Source organism: Streptococcus mitis (assembly GCF_946190285.1).
In the GTDB taxonomy this organism is placed as follows: domain Bacteria; phylum Bacillota; class Bacilli; order Lactobacillales; family Streptococcaceae; genus Streptococcus; species Streptococcus mitis_CP.
This window is the reverse complement of the sequence record NZ_CAMHZX010000003.1, coordinates 58,681-75,872: the sequence shown is the minus strand read 5'-3', so window position 1 is coordinate 75,872 and position 17,192 is coordinate 58,681. Positions and strand designations below refer to the sequence as shown.

Here is a 17,192-nt window from a genome sequence, read left to right as displayed (position 1 = left end):
GCTTGACAAGTTTTTTGTTTTGTTGTATTATTTAATTAAGACAAAAGGATAAAAGAAAGGAGACCAAGATGTCCTGGACATTTGACAACAAAAAACCTATCTATTTACAGATTATGGAGAAAATCAAGCTTCAGATTGTTTCCCATACACTGGAACCCAATCAACAACTTCCAACCGTGAGAGAGCTAGCTAGCGAGGCTGGTGTCAATCCAAACACCATCCAAAGAGCCTTGTCAGACCTTGAACGAGAAGGATTTGTCTACAGCAAGCGCACAACTGGACGATTTGTGACTGAAGATAAGGAGCTGATCGCCCAATCGCGCAAACAATTATCAGAAGAAGAATTGGAACACTTCGTTTCCTCCATGACCCATTTTGGCTATGAAAAAGAAGAACTACCAGGCGTAGTCGGCGATTATATTAAAGGAGTTTAAGCCTATGTCATTACTAGCATTTGAAAATGTATCCAAATCTTATGGAGCAACCCCAGCTCTTGAAAATGTTTCCCTTGACATCCCAGCTGGAAAAATTGTTGGTCTCCTTGGGCCAAACGGCTCAGGAAAAACAACCCTGATTAAACTAATCAATGGCCTCTTACAACCAGATCAAGGACGTGTCCTCATCAACGACATGGACCCAAGTCCAGCAACCAAGGCCATCGTAGCTTATTTGCCTGATACGACCTATCTCAATGAGCAAATGAAGGTCAAAGAAGCCCTAACCTACTTCAAGACCTTCTATAAAGATTTCAATCTTGAACGTGCCCATCATCTACTTGCAGACCTAGGTATTGATGAAAATAGTCGTCTCAAGAAATTATCAAAAGGGAATAAGGAAAAGGTACAACTGATTTTGGTTATGAGCCGTGATGCTCGTCTCTATGTTCTGGATGAACCCATTGGTGGAGTGGACCCAGCAGCCCGTGAGTATATCCTCAATACCATTATCAACAACTACTCCCCAACTTCTACCGTTTTGATTTCTACCCACTTGATTTCTGATATCGAGCCAATCTTGGATGAAATTGTCTTCCTTAAGGACGGAAAAGTCGTCCGTCAAGGAAATGTAGATGACATTCGCTATGAGTCAGGTGAATCCATTGACCAACTCTTCCGTCAGGAATTTAAAGCCTAAGCAAAGGAGATTATTATGTTTTGGAATTTAGTTCGCTACGAATTTAAAAATGTTAACAAGTGGTATTTAGCCCTCTACGCTGCTGTTCTAGTCCTTTCCGTTCCCCTGGGAATGCAAGGCCACTACTATAATTATATATCTTTCAAAGATAGCCAACCTTTCCTATTTATCTTTCTGGCTCTCGTCTTTGGTGGCTTGATAATTACACTTGGGATTTCAACTCTTTTCTTGATTATCAAACGCTTCAAAGGTAGTGTCTATGACCGACAAGGTTATCTGACTTTGACCTTGCCAGTTTCTGAACATTATATCATCTCAGCCAAACTAGTCGGTGCCTTTATCTGGTCTATTGTCAGCACTACTGTACTAGCAATCAGTGCTTTCATTGTTCTGACCCTTACGGCTCCAGATTGGTTTGCAACTTCTGACTTGATTCCATTTATAGAAACACACCTCCCTCAACTCTCTCTTATGGGGGTATCCTTCCTACTAAATACCATTTCTGGAATCCTCTGCATCTACTTGGCAATTTCCATTGGACAGCTTTTCAATGAATACCGTACTGCACTGTCAATTGTAGCCTACATTGGTATCCAAATCGTCGTTGGCTTTATTGAACTCTTCTATCGTTCTAACCCTGGTTTCTACTTCCCATCAACCACTGGAGGAGCTGATCAGTTCCAGATGGGCATTATCATGACTATTCTGGAAGAAGTTATTCTTATAGCCATCTACTATCTAGGAACTTATCACATCTTGAAAAACAAGGTTAATTTGCAATAAAAAATGCCCAGCTAAAAAGCTGGGTTTTGATTTAACTCAATATCAAATTGGCTACTATTGGACTGACAAAGACGTAGAGAATACCAGTGACACCGATAGCTAAGCCACCCATGGCTCCTGCTACAGAGCCGTATCGAAAGGCCGTTCCTGTTCCGACTGCATGCCCTGTTCCTCCGAGGGAAAGCCCGACTGCTACTGGATCATAAATTTTCATCCACTTCAAAAGGGTTGGGCCGATCACACTAGTTAAAATCCCAGTCGCCACTACGACAACCAAAGTCACAGTCGTCAAACCTTGCAATTTCTCTGTGATCCCCACTGCCATGGCGGTTGTCACTGACTTAGGAAAGAGAGAAATGGCTAGGAAAAAGTCCATGCCAAAGATTTTAGCTACAAGTGCTGTGAAAGAGGTATTAACCACTACCGCTAACAAACTACCAAAGAGAATACTCCGAGCATGGTGCTTCATCAAATGAAAACTCTTATAAAGCGGAATCCCCAGAGCCACTGTCGATGGGACAATCAAGTTGTTCAGATAAACCCCACCTTGGTAGTAATCTTGGTAAGAAATACCTGTCAACTTTAGAAAGATGATAATAAAAACAGCTGACAAAAGCAAGGGCGTTGTCAATGGATGGGGAAAACGTCTGTAAATCAGCATTCCCACTAGATAGGCTAGGATAGACAGGGCAAGCCCGAACAGGGGATTGGAAACAAATTCACTCATTTGGCATCTCCTTTCTCATAATCTCCCTCAAACCGTCGTTTGATAAACTGAACCACCAAGGCAATGAGGATAATATTGATAACAGCCGCAAAAAAGACAATCAAAACAATGGGCAAGAGATAGGGAGCAATCACATCAAACTTTTCCATGATTCCCACTGCTGGTGGCAAAAAGAGAATGGTCATATTGGCCAGCAAGAAATTCCCAACCATGTTGACATGTCTGGTTCTCAGCCACTTAAACTGTAGGGCTAGAAAGAGAATAATCAAACCGATAATACTGCCTGGGATGGGCAAATGAAAGAAACTGGAAATCCCCTCTCCGATTAGAGAAATCACAAAGAGAATCATTAATTGAACATATAATTTCATCCTAAACTCCACGAAATAGACTTCTTGCATACCAGTTTACTCTTTTTTCAGAAAATTTCAAGGAAATGCACAAGAGTTGATGAAAATTAGAGAAGAAAGGGGATACAGGCAATTAAAGACTTGTGAAAACAGGCCTAATTTAGGATCAAAGATTTCAGCGTCCTTCTTGCCAGCCTTCTTGAAAAGTAGTATAATTATTGCATGCGCAATCATCTTGTGATGTAGAGATCGTCCGTGAATGGACTTTCTTCTATTTATAATTCTAAAAAGAAAGGAGATACTATGACCTATTTGGAAAAATGGTTTGACTTCAATCGTCGGCAAAAAGAAATTGAAGGTCTCTTGGAAGAGACCATTGCCCAGCAGAGTGACCAAAGTCTGACTTTGAAAGAGTTTTACCTGCTCTACTATCTGGACTTGGCTCAAGAAAAGTCTCTACGCCAGATTGACCTGCCAGATAAACTTCATCTGAGTCCGAGCGCTGTTTCTCGGATGGTGGCTCGCTTGGAAGCTAAAAATTGCGGTCTACTCAGTCGCAGATGTTGCGATCAAGATAGGCGCTCTAGCTTTATCTGCCTGACAAATGATGGGCAAAAGACACTAGCCTCGCTACAAAAGGCTGTCGAAGAAAGCTTGGAAACTGGTTTGGATTTCTTGATTTAAGATGATTTTAAAAAAAGTTGCGTGCGCAATCATTTTTCTTGACATTCTCTTTTACAAGGAGTAAAATAAAGTCATCATTAAACAAAGGAGTTTTTAAAATGATTGAAATTACCTATCTAGATGCCAGCAAGAACGAAAGAACTGTGACTTTCGAGTCTTATGAAGATTTTGATCGTTCACAACAAGCTTGCCTTATCGGCGTCGCAGACTACTACCCAGTCCAAAAATTAACTTACAACGGTCATGATTTGGACTACCATGGGACTTATGGAGATGTCTTCTTCTATCTCATGAAACAAGATTTAAGCCAATATAACTAAAAAAGGAGAAATACAATGGCAAAAGCAATTACAGATGCAACATTCGAACAAGAAACAAAAGACGGTTTGGTCTTGGTAGACTTCTGGGCAACTTGGTGTGGTCCATGTCGTATGCAAGGTCCAATCTTGGACAAATTGTCTGAAGAACTTTCAGAAGATGTCTTGAAAATCGTTAAAATGGACGTTGATGAAAACCCAAACACAGCTCGTGCCTTTGGAATCATGTCTATTCCAACACTTCTCTTCAAAAAAGACGGCCAAGTGGTAAAACAAGTTGCTGGTGTTCACACTGCAGAACAAATCAAGGCTATCGTTGCTGAATTGAGCTAATCACATTAGAGACCAATTACTTTCTTTGGTCTCTTTTTTTCTTGCCCTTTGCCATTTTTCAAAAAATATGCTAGACTGTAGGTAGAATATTACGATGTTTGGGACATGCCATCGCTAAAAAAAACCTTTACTTGGTATTTTTTAGCTCCCTCATGGGAGCTTTTTGCGTGCTCTGAACATTTCCCATTTTGGAAGGAGTACTATGAAACGTCAATCAGCCTTGGTCGTCTTTAGTGGCGGTCAAGATTCCACAACCTGCCTCTTTTGGGCTAAAAAACATTATGAAACAGTCGAAGCTGTCACCTTTGCCTATGGCCAGCGCCATCATCTCGAAATTCAAGTTGCTGAAGAAATCGCTAAGGAACAAGGCATTCGTCATCACATCTTAGATATGTCTCTGCTGGGGCAAATCACTGAAAATGCCTTGACCTCTGATATGGAGATTGAGCAAAAAGAGGGAGAAGTGCCCAATACCTTCGTTGACGGTCGCAACCACCTCTTTCTATCCTTTGCGGCGGTTCTTGCCAAACAACGTGGCATTAAAGACATCGTGACAGGTGTTTGCGAGACAGACTTCTCAGGCTACCCTGATTGTCGAGATGTCTTTGTCAAATCTCTCAATGTTACTCTCAACCTTGCCATGGATTACGACTTTGTTATCCAAACGCCTCTCATGTGGCTAGACAAGGCTGAAACTTGGGAATTAGCCGACCAACTCGGTGCCTTTGACTATGTTCGTGAAAAGACCTTGACCTGCTACAACGGGATTATCGGCAGTGGCTGTGGAGATTGCCCAGCCTGCCACCTACGTCAGCATGGTCTAGATGTTTATCTCTCGCAGAAAGGAGAAGGCTAATGTTTTTTGCACCCAAAGAAATCAAACAGGAAACTGGGGAATCTCTTGTCTACAATCCTCACAGAACCTTGGTATCAAAAGAGTTTACCTTTGATGCTGCCCACCACCTCTTTCACTATGAGGGAAAATGTAAGTCCCTGCACGGCCATACCTATCATCTGCAGATTGCTGTCAGTGGATTTTTAGATGAACGTGGCATGACCTACGATTTCGGAGACATCAAAGCGATCTACAAGAACTACTTAGAACCCCACTTGGATCATCGCTATCTCAATGAAACTCTTCCCTATATGAACACGACTGCTGAAAATATGGTTTACTGGATTTTCCAAACCATGAGTCAAGAGTTACCTGACGAGCGCGGTCTTCGTTTGGAATACGTCCGCCTCTATGAAACTCCGACTTCTTTTGCAGAGTATAGACGGGAGTGGTTAGATGACTAGGGAACGTGTCCTCAAACTACCAGTTCTGGAAATCTTTGGCCCAACCTTTCAAGGTGAAGGTCGTGCTATCGGGCAAAAAACCATGTTTGTCCGCACTGCCGGTTGCGACTACCACTGCGACTGGTGCGATTCTGCCTTTACTTGGGATGGTTCTGAAAAACCAACTCGCATGACAGCTGACGAGGTCATTGCTGCCTTGGATAAACTAGGGAGCTACGACTATGTAACCCTGTCTGGCGGAAATCCCGCTATCCTAGCAGCCAACATGGCTGAACTGGTCACCAAGCTCAAGGAACGTGGGGTCACCCTTGCTGTCGAGACCCAAGGCTCCCGCTGGCAAAATTGGTTAAAAGACATCGACCAGGTTACTCTGAGTCCCAAACCTCCTTCATCTAAGATGGAAGTAAACTTTGAGACCTTGGACTTTATCGTTTCCCAATTGGACCCAAACAAGGTCACCTTTAAAATCCCTGTCTTTGATGATGCCGATTTGGCCTTTGCCAAAGGCATTCAAGAGCGCTACCAACCAGATGTTCTCTTCTTATCGGCTGGAAATCCTGAGCCCAAGGCTACAGGAAATATTGTCCAAGACCAACTGGACCGCCTCAAAGAACTCTGGGAACGCGTCGCTGCTGACGATAGCTGGGGCAATGTCCGTGTCCTTCCTCAACTCCATACCCTCCTCTACGACAACCAACGTGGTGTTTAAGATTAGAAAGAAAAAATCATGTCACAACAAGAAGAATTGAAAAACCTAAGCCTATTAGGCAACAAAGAAACCAACTACATTTTCGAGTATCAACCAGAAGTCCTGGAATCCTTTGACAATCGTCATGTGGAAAATGACTATTTCATCAAATTTAACTGCCCAGAATTTACCTCACTGTGTCCAATCACTGCTCAGCCAGACTTTGCGACCATTTATATTTCCTACATTCCTGACAAGCTCTGTGTTGAGTCAAAATCCCTCAAACTCTACCTCTTTAGCTACCGAAACCACGGAGATTTCCACGAAAACTGTATCAACACCATCGGGAAAGACTTGGTCAACTTGCTAGACCCTCGCTATTTAGAAGTCTGGGGAAAATTCACTCCGCGCGGTGGCATCTCAATCGACCCCTACTACAACTACGGTAAGCCTGGAACTAAGTATGAAGGCTTGGCAGAACAACGCCTCTTCCAACACGACCTTTATCCAGAGAAAATTGACAACCGCTAAACAAATAAGAAAAGCCCTGTTCCTCAAACTGAGGAGCAAGGCTTTTTGAGTTTCAATTATTCTTCTGTTCCAAGAAAGTATTTCGCAACAAGGGCTGCAAGAATCCCACCAACGATTGGGGCAAGGATGAAAATCCATACTTGTTGAAGGGCTGCGCCACCTACCAAGACAGCTGGTGCCAAGCTACGAGCTGGGTTAACTGAAAGTCCAGTAATGTTCAATCCAACAAGGATCATGGCCATCAAGGACAAACCGATTACCAAACCAGCAATCGCGCCATTTCCTTTGCTTTCTGAAGTCACGGTCATGATAACTAGGACAAACAAGAAAGTTGCGATGACTTCAAACAAGAATCCACCAAAGACAGTAACACCTTTTGCCAAGACATTTTCACCAAGGCTAGCAGTTGACATACCTGAGTTCGCCAAGAGGAAGAAGACAGCGCCAGAAGCGATGAAAGCTCCAACAACTTGCCCAAGGATGTAGTTTACAAGTTCTGAAGATGACAAGCGTTTGTTTACAAACATAGCAATCGAAACAGCTGGATTCAAGTGAGCACCTGAAACAGTTCCGATTGAGTAGGCTGCAACCACGATAGCTAAACCAAAAGCAAAGGCAATCCCTAGGTGACCAAGGCCATCAAGACCATTTCCAAAAACAACAGCTCCTGTTCCGACGAACACAAGCATGAACGTACCAATTAACTCAGCAACAAATTTTTTCATTTTCTTTCTCCTTTTTTCAAAAACTAGATACTAGTCTATCAAAAGAGGGAAAGGGTTTCAAGAAAATTGCTTGGAAAAATACTGGTTTGCCTCACTATCTTTTAATTAAGGAATTAAACAGAGAATACATTTCCTCTATAGGACTTATCAGTTGCTTATCTCACTAGCATTTAGCAACTTGATATAATCTAGACCCCATTTCTCGACAGCATCTAAAACAACTCTGAATTCCTGCCCCATTTCGGTTAAGCTGTACTCAACTCGTGGTGGAACTTCGGCATAGACCTTTCGTTGAACAATCTTATCCTTTTCTAATTGACGGAGATGACGGGTCAAAATAGTTTGAGTAATCCCAGGCAATAATCTCTGCAATTCTTTAAATCGTTTGGTACCCGTACTCAACTGATAAATGATTACCAGTGCCCATTTCCCAGTTAAAACCCTCTGCGTTGTCGCAAATGGACAAATACCATACTCACTCACTTTATTTGTCATAAAATATCTTCTTTCTATTTTTTAAAAAAAATTTATCTTTTAGTATCAATAATAGTACTACTTTTGATACTAGCTATCAAAAAAGTGGCTACTTGTTTTTTTGTTTGTAACTGTTACAATTATATCATAAAAAAGAAATGGAGAATATATATGTCAACAAACTTAGAAATTTTCAATGCTTATAATCAAGCTTTAATTGCTGGTGACTTTCCTGGTGTCTTTGAAACGATGGCAGACGATATTATCTGGCATCAACCTGGTACTCATAGTATATCTGGTACAGTTGTTGGTAAGGACAAGCTAGGAACTCACCTGGCTACATTTGCTGAGAAAACTAATGGAACCTTTAAGGTGGTAACAAATTGGGTTTCTGACAATAAGGATTTAATCGCAGCTAATGTTACTTTTCTTGGAACACGTGCTGATGGTACTGAACTCAATATGAACGGGATTGACCTCTTCCGTATTGAAGACGGAAAAATCAAAGAAGTTTGGCTCTTCTCTTCAGATCAAGCTGAAGAAGATAGCTTTTGGGGATAATTAAAGAGGCCAGGACAAAAAATTTTGATTTTAGGAATTCTTTATTATAAATTTTTAAAATCGATAGATTAGAAAAAAAGCGAACAAGACAGAATTCTGAGTATCAGATAACTCGTTTTGTTCGCTTTTTTTATTTAAGGTTAGACTTTTGTCCCAGACTCTTTTAATTTACTCTCCCAACTGGGCACTGTAGGCGATAATCTGGTCAACTGTGTCTGACAAGAATTGGATGGTATCACGGAGTGGTTTATCTGTTGAAATATCAGCACCGATAATCATGGCTGACTCAAGTGGTGTCTTGCTACCACCTGATTTAAGGAGATTGAGCCAATCTTCAGCTCCAGTTTCTGAATTTTTAAGATGGAGGTAACCAGCAGTCGAGATGACAAGTCCAGCAGAGTAAGTGTAGCTATACAAGCCCATGTAGTAGTGAGCTTGGCGCATCCAAGTTAAAGCCGCATCATCGTCGATCTCAATAGCATCTCCCCAGAAATCTGTCAAAACTTCCTTCATAATGCTGTTGAGTTTGCTTGCTCCGAAGGTTTCTCCTTCTTCAATCAAGGTATACACCTTACGCTGGAAGGCTGCTTCCAAGAGGTGGGTGATGAAATTATGGAAGTAAGTGTCTGTTAAGCGGTGGGCAAGGGCGAAGCGTTTTTGACGTGGATCGTCAGACTGGTGCTCCAAGTAATCACTTAAAAGCAACTCATTGAAGGTTGATGGCGCTTCGACATAGTAGGTCGACATGTGAGCATTAAAATAACTCTGATGATTATCCGAGAAGATGAATTGACCAGAATGCCCAATTTCATGAATCAAGGTATAGACATCACTCAAACGACCAGTCCAGCTCATGAGGATATAAGGGTGCACGCGATACGGATCCGCTGCATAACCGCCAGAATCCTTGCCACTATTGGCAGCGAAGTCCACCCAGCGCTCTTCTTGATAGCGAGCAACTTCCTGACAATATTCTTGTCCCAAAGGCTCTACCGACTTCATGACCAAATCATAGGCGTCGTCAATAGTCACTTGAGGATTCAAGGCGCTGTCCAAGTCCAATTTCCAGTCTGCAAAGGTCATCTTTTCAAGACCATTTACCTTGGCAACATGCTTGAGGTATCTCTGAGCAACCGGCGCAAAATCCTTCATGATGAGGTCAATCTGGCGATCAAACATGGCACGGTCTACTTCTTGTTCAGCTAGAAGATAATCAAAGACTGAGTCGTAGCCCTTCATATCAGCCAAGAGTTTTTCAGACTTGACTTGGGCTAGATAGGCTGCGGCAGCCGTATTTTGGTGCTTACGAAGTCCTTCTGAGAAGGAACGGAAGGAGTTCTCACGAACCTCAGCATCCTCATGGTTTTGGTAGAAATTCTCATAGGTGACAAAGCTGTTTTTGTAGGTCTTGCCATTGACTTCAAAGTCGGCCATTTCAAAGTCCCCAGCTCGCATCTTGGTGTAAATATCCTGTGGACTGTAGAATACTTCACCCAGATTGGTCAAGGCCTTCTCCACATCTGCCCCTAGATAGTGGGCTTTTTTAATTTTGGCCTGACGAATGGCTGCTGTTAAATGTGGCAACTCTCCCAAACGATCCAAAACTTCCTCGTCTGCAGCCACCAAGGCGTCGTCAAAGAAGGTCAGAGCTACGCTGGCATCTGTTTCAAATTCCATCCCAGCTTGGGCAATATTGGCAAATTCTTCATTGCTATAGTCTGTCGTCTGAGGCATAAAGCCATAGTTGCCAATATGGCTCATCTGAATGTAGATTTGCTCCAATTCTGCAAAGGCCTTCTCGAAATCCTCAAAAGTATGAAGATTACCCTTGTAATCACGGCTAAATTGGTTGATATCTTCGCGAGCTTTCTCGATTGCACGCAAGAAATCCTCACGGTCTTGGTATAGGGATGTTAAGTCCCAGAGTTCCTTTTCTGGAAATTCTGAACGGTGTTTTTGTTCCATTTTCTTCCTCTTACTTCTCTAATTCTAATAAAACACTAAGGGCTGATAAGGCATAAAGCGGTGCTGTTTCTGCTCGCAAAATACGAGGACCAAGTCCTGCCAATACTGCTCCTTTAGCTTCAAAACTTTCGATTTCTGCAGGTGAGAGACCGCCTTCTGGCCCAAAGATAAAGAGCAATTTGGCTCCTGTTTCAAGACCAGAGACCGCTTGCAGAAGCGTAGCAGCTTCTCCCTCTTTTGCTGATTCTTCATAGGCCACTATGATAGAGTCAAACTGATCCAGTTGGGCTAGAAAGTCAGCTTTCTTCTCAAAAAGCTTGATACTTGGGACCATATTACGCTTGCTTTGCTCTGCTGCTCCAAGGGCGATTTTTTCTAGTTTTTCAACCTTTTTACCCAATTTCTTGCCATCCCACTTGGCAACTGACCAATCGGCAGGAAAGGCCCAGATTTGGCTGGCTCCGAGCTCGGTTACTTTTTGAGTGATAAACTCCAGCTTGTCCCCCTTGGGAAAGCCAGATGCAATGGTCACTTGGACTGGCAGTTCCACATTGTCAGCTAACTCTTGGATCAATTCAAACTGACGTGCTTCCACATCCAGCACGCGCGCCAAGCGCTTGATGCCATCATCAAAGACTAAGGTTATCTCATCCTCTTCTTTCAGGCGCATGACCTGAAACATATGCTTGCTGGTTTCCTTGTCCTCGATGGTGACCGGAGAGATTGCACTGCCCTTGACAAAATACTGCTGCATGCTAACCTCCAATCACACCTGAAATATCCTTGGTCTTCTTAAAGACACAGGCATTCCATTCCCCTTGAATCATGTGGGTTTCAAGGAAAAATCCAGCTGACTCAGCCGACTCGCGCACCATGTCCCACTTGTCCTTGATAATGCCACTCATGATGAGGTAGCCTTCATCCTTGACCAAGCGATAAGCATCCTCTGTCAGATGAATGAGGATATCCGCCAAGATATTAGCAACAATCACATCTGCCTCAATTTCCACACCCTTGAGCAAATCTCCAGCCGCTACATGGATATTTTCCATGCCAGGGTTGAGCTCAATATTTTCCTGAGCCACCCGAACCGCCACATCATCCAGATCATAGGCGAAAATTTCCTTGGCACCTAGAAGCGAGCTGGCGATAGAAAGGACACCTGAACCAGTCCCCACATCCAGCACCGTTTCGCCACCACGAAGAACCTGTTCCAAGGCAAAGAGGCTCATCTTAGTGGTTGGATGCGTCCCAGTCCCAAAGGCCATGCCTGGATCCAGTTTGATAATCTTTTCTCCAGCAGTCGCCTCATAGTCTGTCCAAGATGGCACGATGGTCAAATCATGAGTGATGCGAGCTGGCTCATAGTATTTCTTCCAGTTATCCGCCCAGTCTTCCTCAGCCAAGGCAGTCGTCCCCATCTTGACCTCACCCAAATCCATAAAATCTGTCAATTCTGCCAGGCGAGCCTGCAAGTCCGCCTCAACCACTGCCACATCCACCGTGTCAGGGTAGTAGGCTGTCACTACAATTTCTTCTTGCTGCTCGACCTCTGGGAAAATCTCGCCGAAGCGGTCGACATTTCCCACATAGTCCATGCTGTCTTCAATCGCAACACCTTGGGCTCCTAACTCAATCAAGAGGCTGGAAACCAACTCCTCTCCCTCGCGCTTAACTGTAACTTTTAACTCTTGCCATGTTTCCATTATGTATTTTCCTTATATTTCTTAAATTCTTCAATCACATCTGTATAGTGTTCTTTCATTGCGCTATGAATCTGCTGTTTAAAAATACCAAACATAAGATAATAACCTATTAGAACAATTCCTGCAAGCAGTAGCAAAAATAAAAAATGTACTGAAAGGGGCAGTACGAGACCTTCACCACTCAGTAAGGGTAAAACAAGCATTAATCCCCAAATAACAGCCATAGAGATCCCAACTACTTTCGTACCTCTTTCTCTCACCTTCTTTAACTTTAAATATTCTATATAAATGAATGTAGCTTCCTCTCTAGAATATTGTCCAGTTTCTAGCTTACGCTTAACTTCTTTATTCAACGTGGTTGTTGCAATCGCAAAAATCATTCTTTTCCTCCAAATAATTTCTCACTCTATCTTGTAACTGAGGTACAACTTGACTGGAACTAAGAAATTCCTCAACATTCATCAGCTGATAACCCTGTCCTTCATCACCAAATACGATACTGTCAAACTGCTCCTGTGTCAAATTTCCAACTAGAAAAAAGGATTGTTTAGCCGCAAAAACCATACTTGGATAAACCTTCGCCCAAATCAGACAATCCTCAGTCAGATGAATTCCCAGCTCTTCATAAACTTCACGCACTACGCACTCAAAAGGACTTTCATCGCCTTCACGTCCACCACCGGGCAACTCCCACATATTGGGCCAGGGAATGCTTACCTTATCATCGCGTAAGATAGTCAAGAGCTTATCCCCACAAAACAAAGCAATCTTGCAGCCTGTGAAATCAGAAATTTCTAGTTCCATGTCAAACTCCTAATATCTCGGATAAGGATAAAATACTCCCTCTTCCAAGCCAACTTTTCCTTCTTCAAAGACTTCTTGGTTCCATTCCATGACAAATTCTTCTGCTTCTGGGTCTTCCAAAAAGTCCATGAGAGCATCCAGCCCAACCTCAGCAGTATCTTTGAGGAAAAGAGCAAAATAAGCTAAAAACTCACGAGAAAATCCTTTTTTAGGCAGGTAAGGGATAACCGTCAAATAGTCTTCTGCATTGACTGTTGATTTAGCAGGATTGTAGAAAAGAACTGCTTCTTCAAAGAGAATGTCATCTGATGAAATCTCTCCGTCCTCGTCCACCATCTCCACACCTGCAGCATTTTGCGCTTCCAATAGAAAACTCACTTCAACTGCGTGGTTGCGCTTGTCCCAGCTAATCTCAAAATCAAAGGGAAAGTTCTTCTCCAACTCTTCCTCTAAAACATCTAAAAATCCGTATGTTGCCATTTTGTCCTCTTTCTATGCGACTCTTTAATCGCCCCGATTGCTCGGAAATATGCTAAAATAGATACTACCATCTTACCACATATGTATCAGAAAATCCACGTTAGAAAGGACTACTATGCCAGACAATCTTGCGCTTCGCATGCGCCCTAAAACCATAGACCAAGTCATCGGTCAGGAGCATCTGGTCGGGCCTGGAAAAATCATCCGTCGCATGGTGGAAGCCAATCGCCTATCCTCCATGATTCTCTACGGACCACCAGGAATCGGCAAGACCAGTATTGCCTCTGCCATCGCAGGGACGACCAAGTATGCCTTTCGAACTTTCAATGCGACAGTAGATAGTAAAAAAAGACTCCAAGAAATTGCGGAAGAGGCTAAATTTTCAGGTGGCCTCGTCCTATTACTAGACGAAATCCATCGTCTTGACAAAACCAAGCAAGACTTTCTCTTGCCTCTCTTGGAAAGTGGACTGGTCATCATGATTGGGGCTACGACTGAAAATCCTTTCTTTTCTGTCACTCCAGCCATTCGTAGCCGTGTTCAGATTTTTGAACTGGAACCTCTGTCTAACCAAGACGTCAAAGAGGCTCTTCAGATAGCTCTAAATAACCCTGAACGTGGTTTTGATTTTCCAGTAGAACTAGATGAGGATGCGCTGGATTTCATTGCGACCTCTACAAACGGAGACCTTCGTTCTGCCTTTAACTCACTGGATTTGGCAGTTCTCTCTACCCCTGAGAATGACGAGGGCATCCGCCACATCACCCTCTACATCATGGAAAATAGCCTGCAGCGGAGCTACATTACCATGGATAAGGATGGGGATGGTCACTACGACGTCCTCTCAGCCCTGCAAAAGTCCATCCGTGGCTCGGATGTCGATGCCAGTCTCCACTATGCTGCTCGCTTGATTGAGGCTGGTGACCTACCTAGTCTCGCTCGGCGCTTGACCGTTATCGCCTATGAAGATATCGGTTTGGCCAATCCTGAAGCCCAGATTCATACCGTAACTGCTCTGGAAGCTGCCCAAAAGATCGGCTTCCCAGAAGCCCGCATTCTCATTGCTAATGTCGTCATTGATTTGGCCCTTTCTCCAAAATCCAACTCAGCCTATGTAGCTATGGATAAGGCACTTGCCGACCTCAAAACATCAGGGCACTTGCCTATTCCACGACATCTGCGTGATGGTCATTACAGTGGAAGCAAGGAACTGGGTAACGCCCAAGACTATCTCTATCCACACAACTACCCTGGAAATTGGGTCAAGCAAGACTATATGCCAGAAAAAATTCGCAATCATCACTATTTCCAAGCAGAAGACACTGGTAAATATGAACGGGCTTTGGCTCAAAGAAAGGAAGCCATCGACCGTTTGCGAAAAATCTGAAATCCTTTTCAAAAAATTGCACTTTCCTCTTGATTTTTTTTGAAAAAGTGGTATCATATAAACATAGAAACGCTGTGGTGTACGACTTCACACTTAAGTGTTGACCGACTATTTTTTGTATTATTAGGGAAACAAAAGTCTTCTAACAGCATGTAGGCCGTCTCACACGGAAACAGCTTCAGTTAGAGCGAGTTGCCCACCTGCTTAATTGCGCGGGTTCAATACAAACCGTGAAGTTTCGGCACCAATACAGCTTTTTTCTTTGCCTCCTTAGCTCAGCTGGCAGAGCAGCGGACTCTTAATCCGTGGGTCACAGGTTCGATCCCTGTAGGGGGCATCTACATACAACAGGAAAAGCCTTGGAATCAAGGCTTTTTTGTGTAGTCTTAGCACTAAAAAACGATAGAAAAAACACCCCTTCTGAACTGCACCCTAAAAGTTAGACAGAAAAAACCTAACTTTTGTGGCGCAGTTCATTCGCGTCACATGAAGTTATTTAAGCATCTTCTTTTCTCTCATTACCATTTTCTGTTATAATAAATTGTACTTCTAAAATAGAAAGGTCTTAAGATGACAACTCTTGTTAAACATAAACGTGTAAATTATTCAGAACTTTTTTATGATCTAGTTTTTGTTTTTGCGATTTCAAAAGTAACTGCTTTAATTCACCATCTTCATAACGGTATTTTGACTTGGAATTCTTTGCTTGATTTTTTCATGTCTGTCTTGCTTCTCATCAATGCCTGGATGATTCAAACCGTTTATACCAATCGCTATGGAAAGAACTCTTTATTTAACATGGTAATCATGTTTATCAATATGGGACTTTTACTCTTTATATCCAATTTGATTAAAGATGATTGGCAACAATATTTTCATTATGTCTGTTGGGCTATTGGTACATTAACCCTTACCTTATTTTTTCAATATTTGGTTGAGTTTTTTAAAAAATCAACCGATAATGTTCATAGGGAAAGTATCAAAGGTTTTCTATGGATAACAGGTCTAGGAAGTTTAGGAGTCTATCTAGCAGCTCTTCTTCCTATTTACATTGGAGTCTATATCCTTTATGCTAGTATTCTGCTAACATTTATTACGCCAATTACCTCGATTAGTAAAGATGATCATTTCCAGATAGTTCTCCCCCATTTAATCGAGCGCATCTCCCTTCTTGTCATTATTACGTTTGGAGAGATGATTATGGGGCTAGTTAACTTCTTTACAATCGAGAATTTCTCGATTTATTCGGTTCTTTATTTCATTATTATGCTTTCTCTGTTCTTGTTTTATTTTGTTCAATTCGACCATGCTATTGATGAAGAATCTAATCAAAAGGGACTATTTCTAATTTACAGTCACTATCCTATTTTCATTGGACTTCTTATGATGACCGTTTCGATGAGTTTTCTTCTGAATCCTGAAACTAATCTTCTCTTTGCAACCAGCTTCTTTTATATCGGAATTGGCCTCTTCCAAGCTGCTGTCCTAGCAAATGGGCCCTATAACAAACACTATCTTCGCTATTCGAAAAGTTACTACTGTGTCCAAGCTACACTCTATCTGGCTGCCTTGATTCTCTCTTTAATCTTTGCTTCTAATCCTATAATAGTAGTAAGTATTACAACCATTTTAGCTCTAGCTATAGCTATTCATTCTATTTATTTTTATATGACACAGACTAAAAAACATTCCACACCTTACTGGGAGTTGTTTTAATTAGTTTATAAGATTAAAAAAGCTTTGGGAACCAAGGCTTTTTGCTTTCTATCTAAACTTTTTCATAACGTATTTTCGTACAGGTGCTTCAATGGTTTTAACGATTTCAAATCCTTCTTTTTGATAAAGGTGCTGAGCTGCTTGATTTGCTTCGAAGACATTTAAAGAAATACTATCTATGTCTCCACTGTCAAAGGCCAAACTAACAAATTTCCTTAAAGCCTGGCTACCTAAGCCTTGCCCCTGTTTCTGGGGATTGATAAAAAATCTCCCGATATGAAGATTACTGTCTTCTAGCCTGATTTTCTGGATAAGCCCCACAAACTCTTGTCCTTCAAAGATTGAAAAGACTCCTTCCAAGTCTTGCAAGTCTTGAAGGGTCAGTGGAAAAGGAATCCTTGGTCCCATCCATTGTTCTTGAAAGACTTTGCCAAGGGAGTTGGACCATTGGCATACGAGCTGAGCGTTTTCTGTGCTCACATTTTCTTCAAAACGAATTGTCATCTTGACCTCACTATCTTGTTTATG

Annotated in this window: 24 protein-coding genes and 1 tRNA gene; 14 read left to right on the top strand and 11 right to left on the bottom strand. The window is 42.3% G+C overall.

Annotation, left to right across the window (positions count from 1 at the left end; all coding sequences use genetic code 11):
- Positions 1-68 precede the first annotated feature (68 nt).
- The 3 genes from N8L39_RS05635 to N8L39_RS05625 are packed head-to-tail and all read left to right on the top strand — an operon-like array spanning position 69 to position 1,917.
- On the top strand, positions 69-434 hold the full coding sequence (locus tag N8L39_RS05635) for a GntR family transcriptional regulator (RefSeq protein WP_000119149.1): 366 nt from the start codon (positions 69-71) through the stop codon (positions 432-434).
- Between the two features lie 4 nt (positions 435-438).
- Entirely contained in the window at positions 439-1,134 is a 696-nt protein-coding gene (locus N8L39_RS05630; RefSeq protein WP_000054197.1) for an ABC transporter ATP-binding protein, read from the top strand.
- Between the two features lie 15 nt (positions 1,135-1,149).
- On the top strand, positions 1,150-1,917 hold the full coding sequence (locus N8L39_RS05625; protein WP_261010366.1) for a hypothetical protein: 768 nt from the start codon (positions 1,150-1,152) through the stop codon (positions 1,915-1,917).
- 31 nt (positions 1,918-1,948) lie between these two features.
- Here the strand turns inward: N8L39_RS05625 and N8L39_RS05620 are convergent, their stop codons facing one another.
- Both N8L39_RS05620 and N8L39_RS05615 read right to left on the bottom strand, forming a co-directional pair.
- The gene (locus tag N8L39_RS05620; protein WP_261010367.1) at positions 1,949-2,644 is read right to left on the bottom strand and encodes an LrgB family protein; all 696 of its coding nucleotides are present in this window, start codon (positions 2,642-2,644) and stop codon (positions 1,949-1,951) included.
- A complete protein-coding gene (locus N8L39_RS05615) occupies positions 2,641-3,015 on the bottom strand; it encodes a CidA/LrgA family protein (RefSeq protein ID WP_000781325.1) in 375 nt (124 codons plus the stop codon). Before N8L39_RS05615 ends, N8L39_RS05620 begins: the two co-directional genes overlap by 4 nt.
- Before the next feature lie 282 nt (positions 3,016-3,297).
- Between N8L39_RS05615 and N8L39_RS05610 the strand changes: the two genes are divergently transcribed.
- The 7 genes from N8L39_RS05610 to queF all read left to right on the top strand — a co-directional run bounded on the left by N8L39_RS05610 (position 3,298) and on the right by queF (position 6,846).
- Positions 3,298-3,678 (top strand): MarR family winged helix-turn-helix transcriptional regulator, encoded by a 381-nt coding sequence (locus N8L39_RS05610; protein ID WP_261010368.1) that lies wholly within the window; start codon positions 3,298-3,300, stop codon positions 3,676-3,678.
- Between the two features lie 98 nt (positions 3,679-3,776).
- Positions 3,777-3,998 carry a DUF4649 family protein gene (locus tag N8L39_RS05605; RefSeq protein ID WP_000570256.1) on the top strand — a complete coding sequence of 74 codons (222 nt, stop codon included), beginning with the start codon at positions 3,777-3,779 and terminating at the stop codon, positions 3,996-3,998.
- A 15-nt stretch (positions 3,999-4,013) separates the two neighbouring features.
- Positions 4,014-4,328: a thioredoxin gene (gene trxA / locus N8L39_RS05600; protein WP_001029581.1), complete on the top strand. Its 315-nt coding sequence runs from the start codon at positions 4,014-4,016 to the stop codon at positions 4,326-4,328.
- A gap of 202 nt (positions 4,329-4,530) precedes the next feature.
- Positions 4,531-5,184, top strand: coding sequence for a 7-cyano-7-deazaguanine synthase QueC (queC, locus tag N8L39_RS05595; RefSeq protein ID WP_261010369.1), 654 nt, complete (start codon positions 4,531-4,533; stop codon positions 5,182-5,184).
- On the top strand, positions 5,184-5,627 hold the full coding sequence (gene queD, locus N8L39_RS05590; RefSeq protein ID WP_261010370.1) for a 6-carboxytetrahydropterin synthase QueD: 444 nt from the start codon (positions 5,184-5,186) through the stop codon (positions 5,625-5,627). The genes queC and queD overlap by 1 nt, the downstream gene beginning before the upstream one ends.
- The gene (queE, locus tag N8L39_RS05585; protein WP_261010371.1) at positions 5,620-6,336 is read left to right on the top strand and encodes a 7-carboxy-7-deazaguanine synthase QueE; all 717 of its coding nucleotides are present in this window, start codon (positions 5,620-5,622) and stop codon (positions 6,334-6,336) included. The genes queD and queE overlap by 8 nt, the downstream gene beginning before the upstream one ends.
- A gap of 18 nt (positions 6,337-6,354) precedes the next feature.
- Positions 6,355-6,846: a preQ(1) synthase gene (gene queF / locus N8L39_RS05580; RefSeq protein WP_261010372.1), complete on the top strand. Its 492-nt coding sequence runs from the start codon at positions 6,355-6,357 to the stop codon at positions 6,844-6,846.
- A gap of 56 nt (positions 6,847-6,902) precedes the next feature.
- Here queF and N8L39_RS05575 read toward each other — a convergent pair whose 3' ends face one another.
- Positions 6,903-7,571, bottom strand: a complete 669-nt coding sequence (locus N8L39_RS05575) for an MIP/aquaporin family protein (RefSeq protein ID WP_261010373.1) — start codon at positions 7,569-7,571, stop codon at positions 6,903-6,905.
- Between the two features lie 147 nt (positions 7,572-7,718).
- A complete protein-coding gene (locus N8L39_RS05570; RefSeq protein ID WP_042900485.1) occupies positions 7,719-8,066 on the bottom strand; it encodes a winged helix-turn-helix transcriptional regulator in 348 nt (115 codons plus the stop codon).
- A 150-nt stretch (positions 8,067-8,216) separates the two neighbouring features.
- Between N8L39_RS05570 and N8L39_RS05565 the strand changes: the two genes are divergently transcribed.
- Positions 8,217-8,606, top strand: a complete 390-nt coding sequence (locus N8L39_RS05565) for a nuclear transport factor 2 family protein (protein WP_005591134.1) — start codon at positions 8,217-8,219, stop codon at positions 8,604-8,606.
- A 168-nt stretch (positions 8,607-8,774) separates the two neighbouring features.
- On the opposite strand, the gene pepF is transcribed toward N8L39_RS05565, so the two are convergent.
- The 6 genes from pepF to N8L39_RS05535 are packed head-to-tail and all read right to left on the bottom strand — an operon-like array spanning position 8,775 to position 13,561.
- The gene (gene pepF, locus N8L39_RS05560) at positions 8,775-10,571 is read right to left on the bottom strand and encodes an oligoendopeptidase F (protein ID WP_261010374.1); all 1,797 of its coding nucleotides are present in this window, start codon (positions 10,569-10,571) and stop codon (positions 8,775-8,777) included.
- A 10-nt stretch (positions 10,572-10,581) separates the two neighbouring features.
- Entirely contained in the window at positions 10,582-11,325 is a 744-nt protein-coding gene (locus N8L39_RS05555) for a 16S rRNA (uracil(1498)-N(3))-methyltransferase (protein WP_261010375.1), read from the bottom strand.
- Between the two features lies 1 nt (position 11,326).
- Positions 11,327-12,277, bottom strand: a complete 951-nt coding sequence (gene prmA / locus N8L39_RS05550) for a 50S ribosomal protein L11 methyltransferase (protein WP_261010376.1) — start codon at positions 12,275-12,277, stop codon at positions 11,327-11,329.
- A complete protein-coding gene (locus N8L39_RS05545) occupies positions 12,277-12,657 on the bottom strand; it encodes a hypothetical protein (protein WP_261010377.1) in 381 nt (126 codons plus the stop codon). Before N8L39_RS05545 ends, prmA begins: the two co-directional genes overlap by 1 nt.
- On the bottom strand, positions 12,623-13,081 hold the full coding sequence (locus N8L39_RS05540; protein WP_261010378.1) for an NUDIX hydrolase: 459 nt from the start codon (positions 13,079-13,081) through the stop codon (positions 12,623-12,625). Before N8L39_RS05540 ends, N8L39_RS05545 begins: the two co-directional genes overlap by 35 nt.
- 9 nt (positions 13,082-13,090) lie before the next feature.
- Positions 13,091-13,561 carry a DUF3013 family protein gene (locus N8L39_RS05535; protein WP_261010379.1) on the bottom strand — a complete coding sequence of 157 codons (471 nt, stop codon included), beginning with the start codon at positions 13,559-13,561 and terminating at the stop codon, positions 13,091-13,093.
- A 115-nt stretch (positions 13,562-13,676) separates the two neighbouring features.
- On the opposite strand from N8L39_RS05535, the gene N8L39_RS05530 reads away from it, so the two are divergent.
- From N8L39_RS05530 to N8L39_RS05520, 3 genes are all read left to right on the top strand, one after another.
- The gene (locus tag N8L39_RS05530) at positions 13,677-14,948 is read left to right on the top strand and encodes a replication-associated recombination protein A (RefSeq protein ID WP_261010380.1); all 1,272 of its coding nucleotides are present in this window, start codon (positions 13,677-13,679) and stop codon (positions 14,946-14,948) included.
- 264 nt (positions 14,949-15,212) lie between these two features.
- A tRNA-Lys gene (locus N8L39_RS05525) sits at positions 15,213-15,285 on the top strand.
- A 233-nt stretch (positions 15,286-15,518) separates the two neighbouring features.
- Positions 15,519-16,664 carry a low temperature requirement protein A gene (locus tag N8L39_RS05520; protein WP_261010381.1) on the top strand — a complete coding sequence of 382 codons (1,146 nt, stop codon included), beginning with the start codon at positions 15,519-15,521 and terminating at the stop codon, positions 16,662-16,664.
- A gap of 48 nt (positions 16,665-16,712) precedes the next feature.
- On the opposite strand, the gene N8L39_RS05515 is transcribed toward N8L39_RS05520, so the two are convergent.
- Positions 16,713-17,168, bottom strand: coding sequence for a GNAT family N-acetyltransferase (locus tag N8L39_RS05515; protein ID WP_261010417.1), 456 nt, complete (start codon positions 17,166-17,168; stop codon positions 16,713-16,715).
- Positions 17,169-17,192 lie beyond the last annotated feature (24 nt).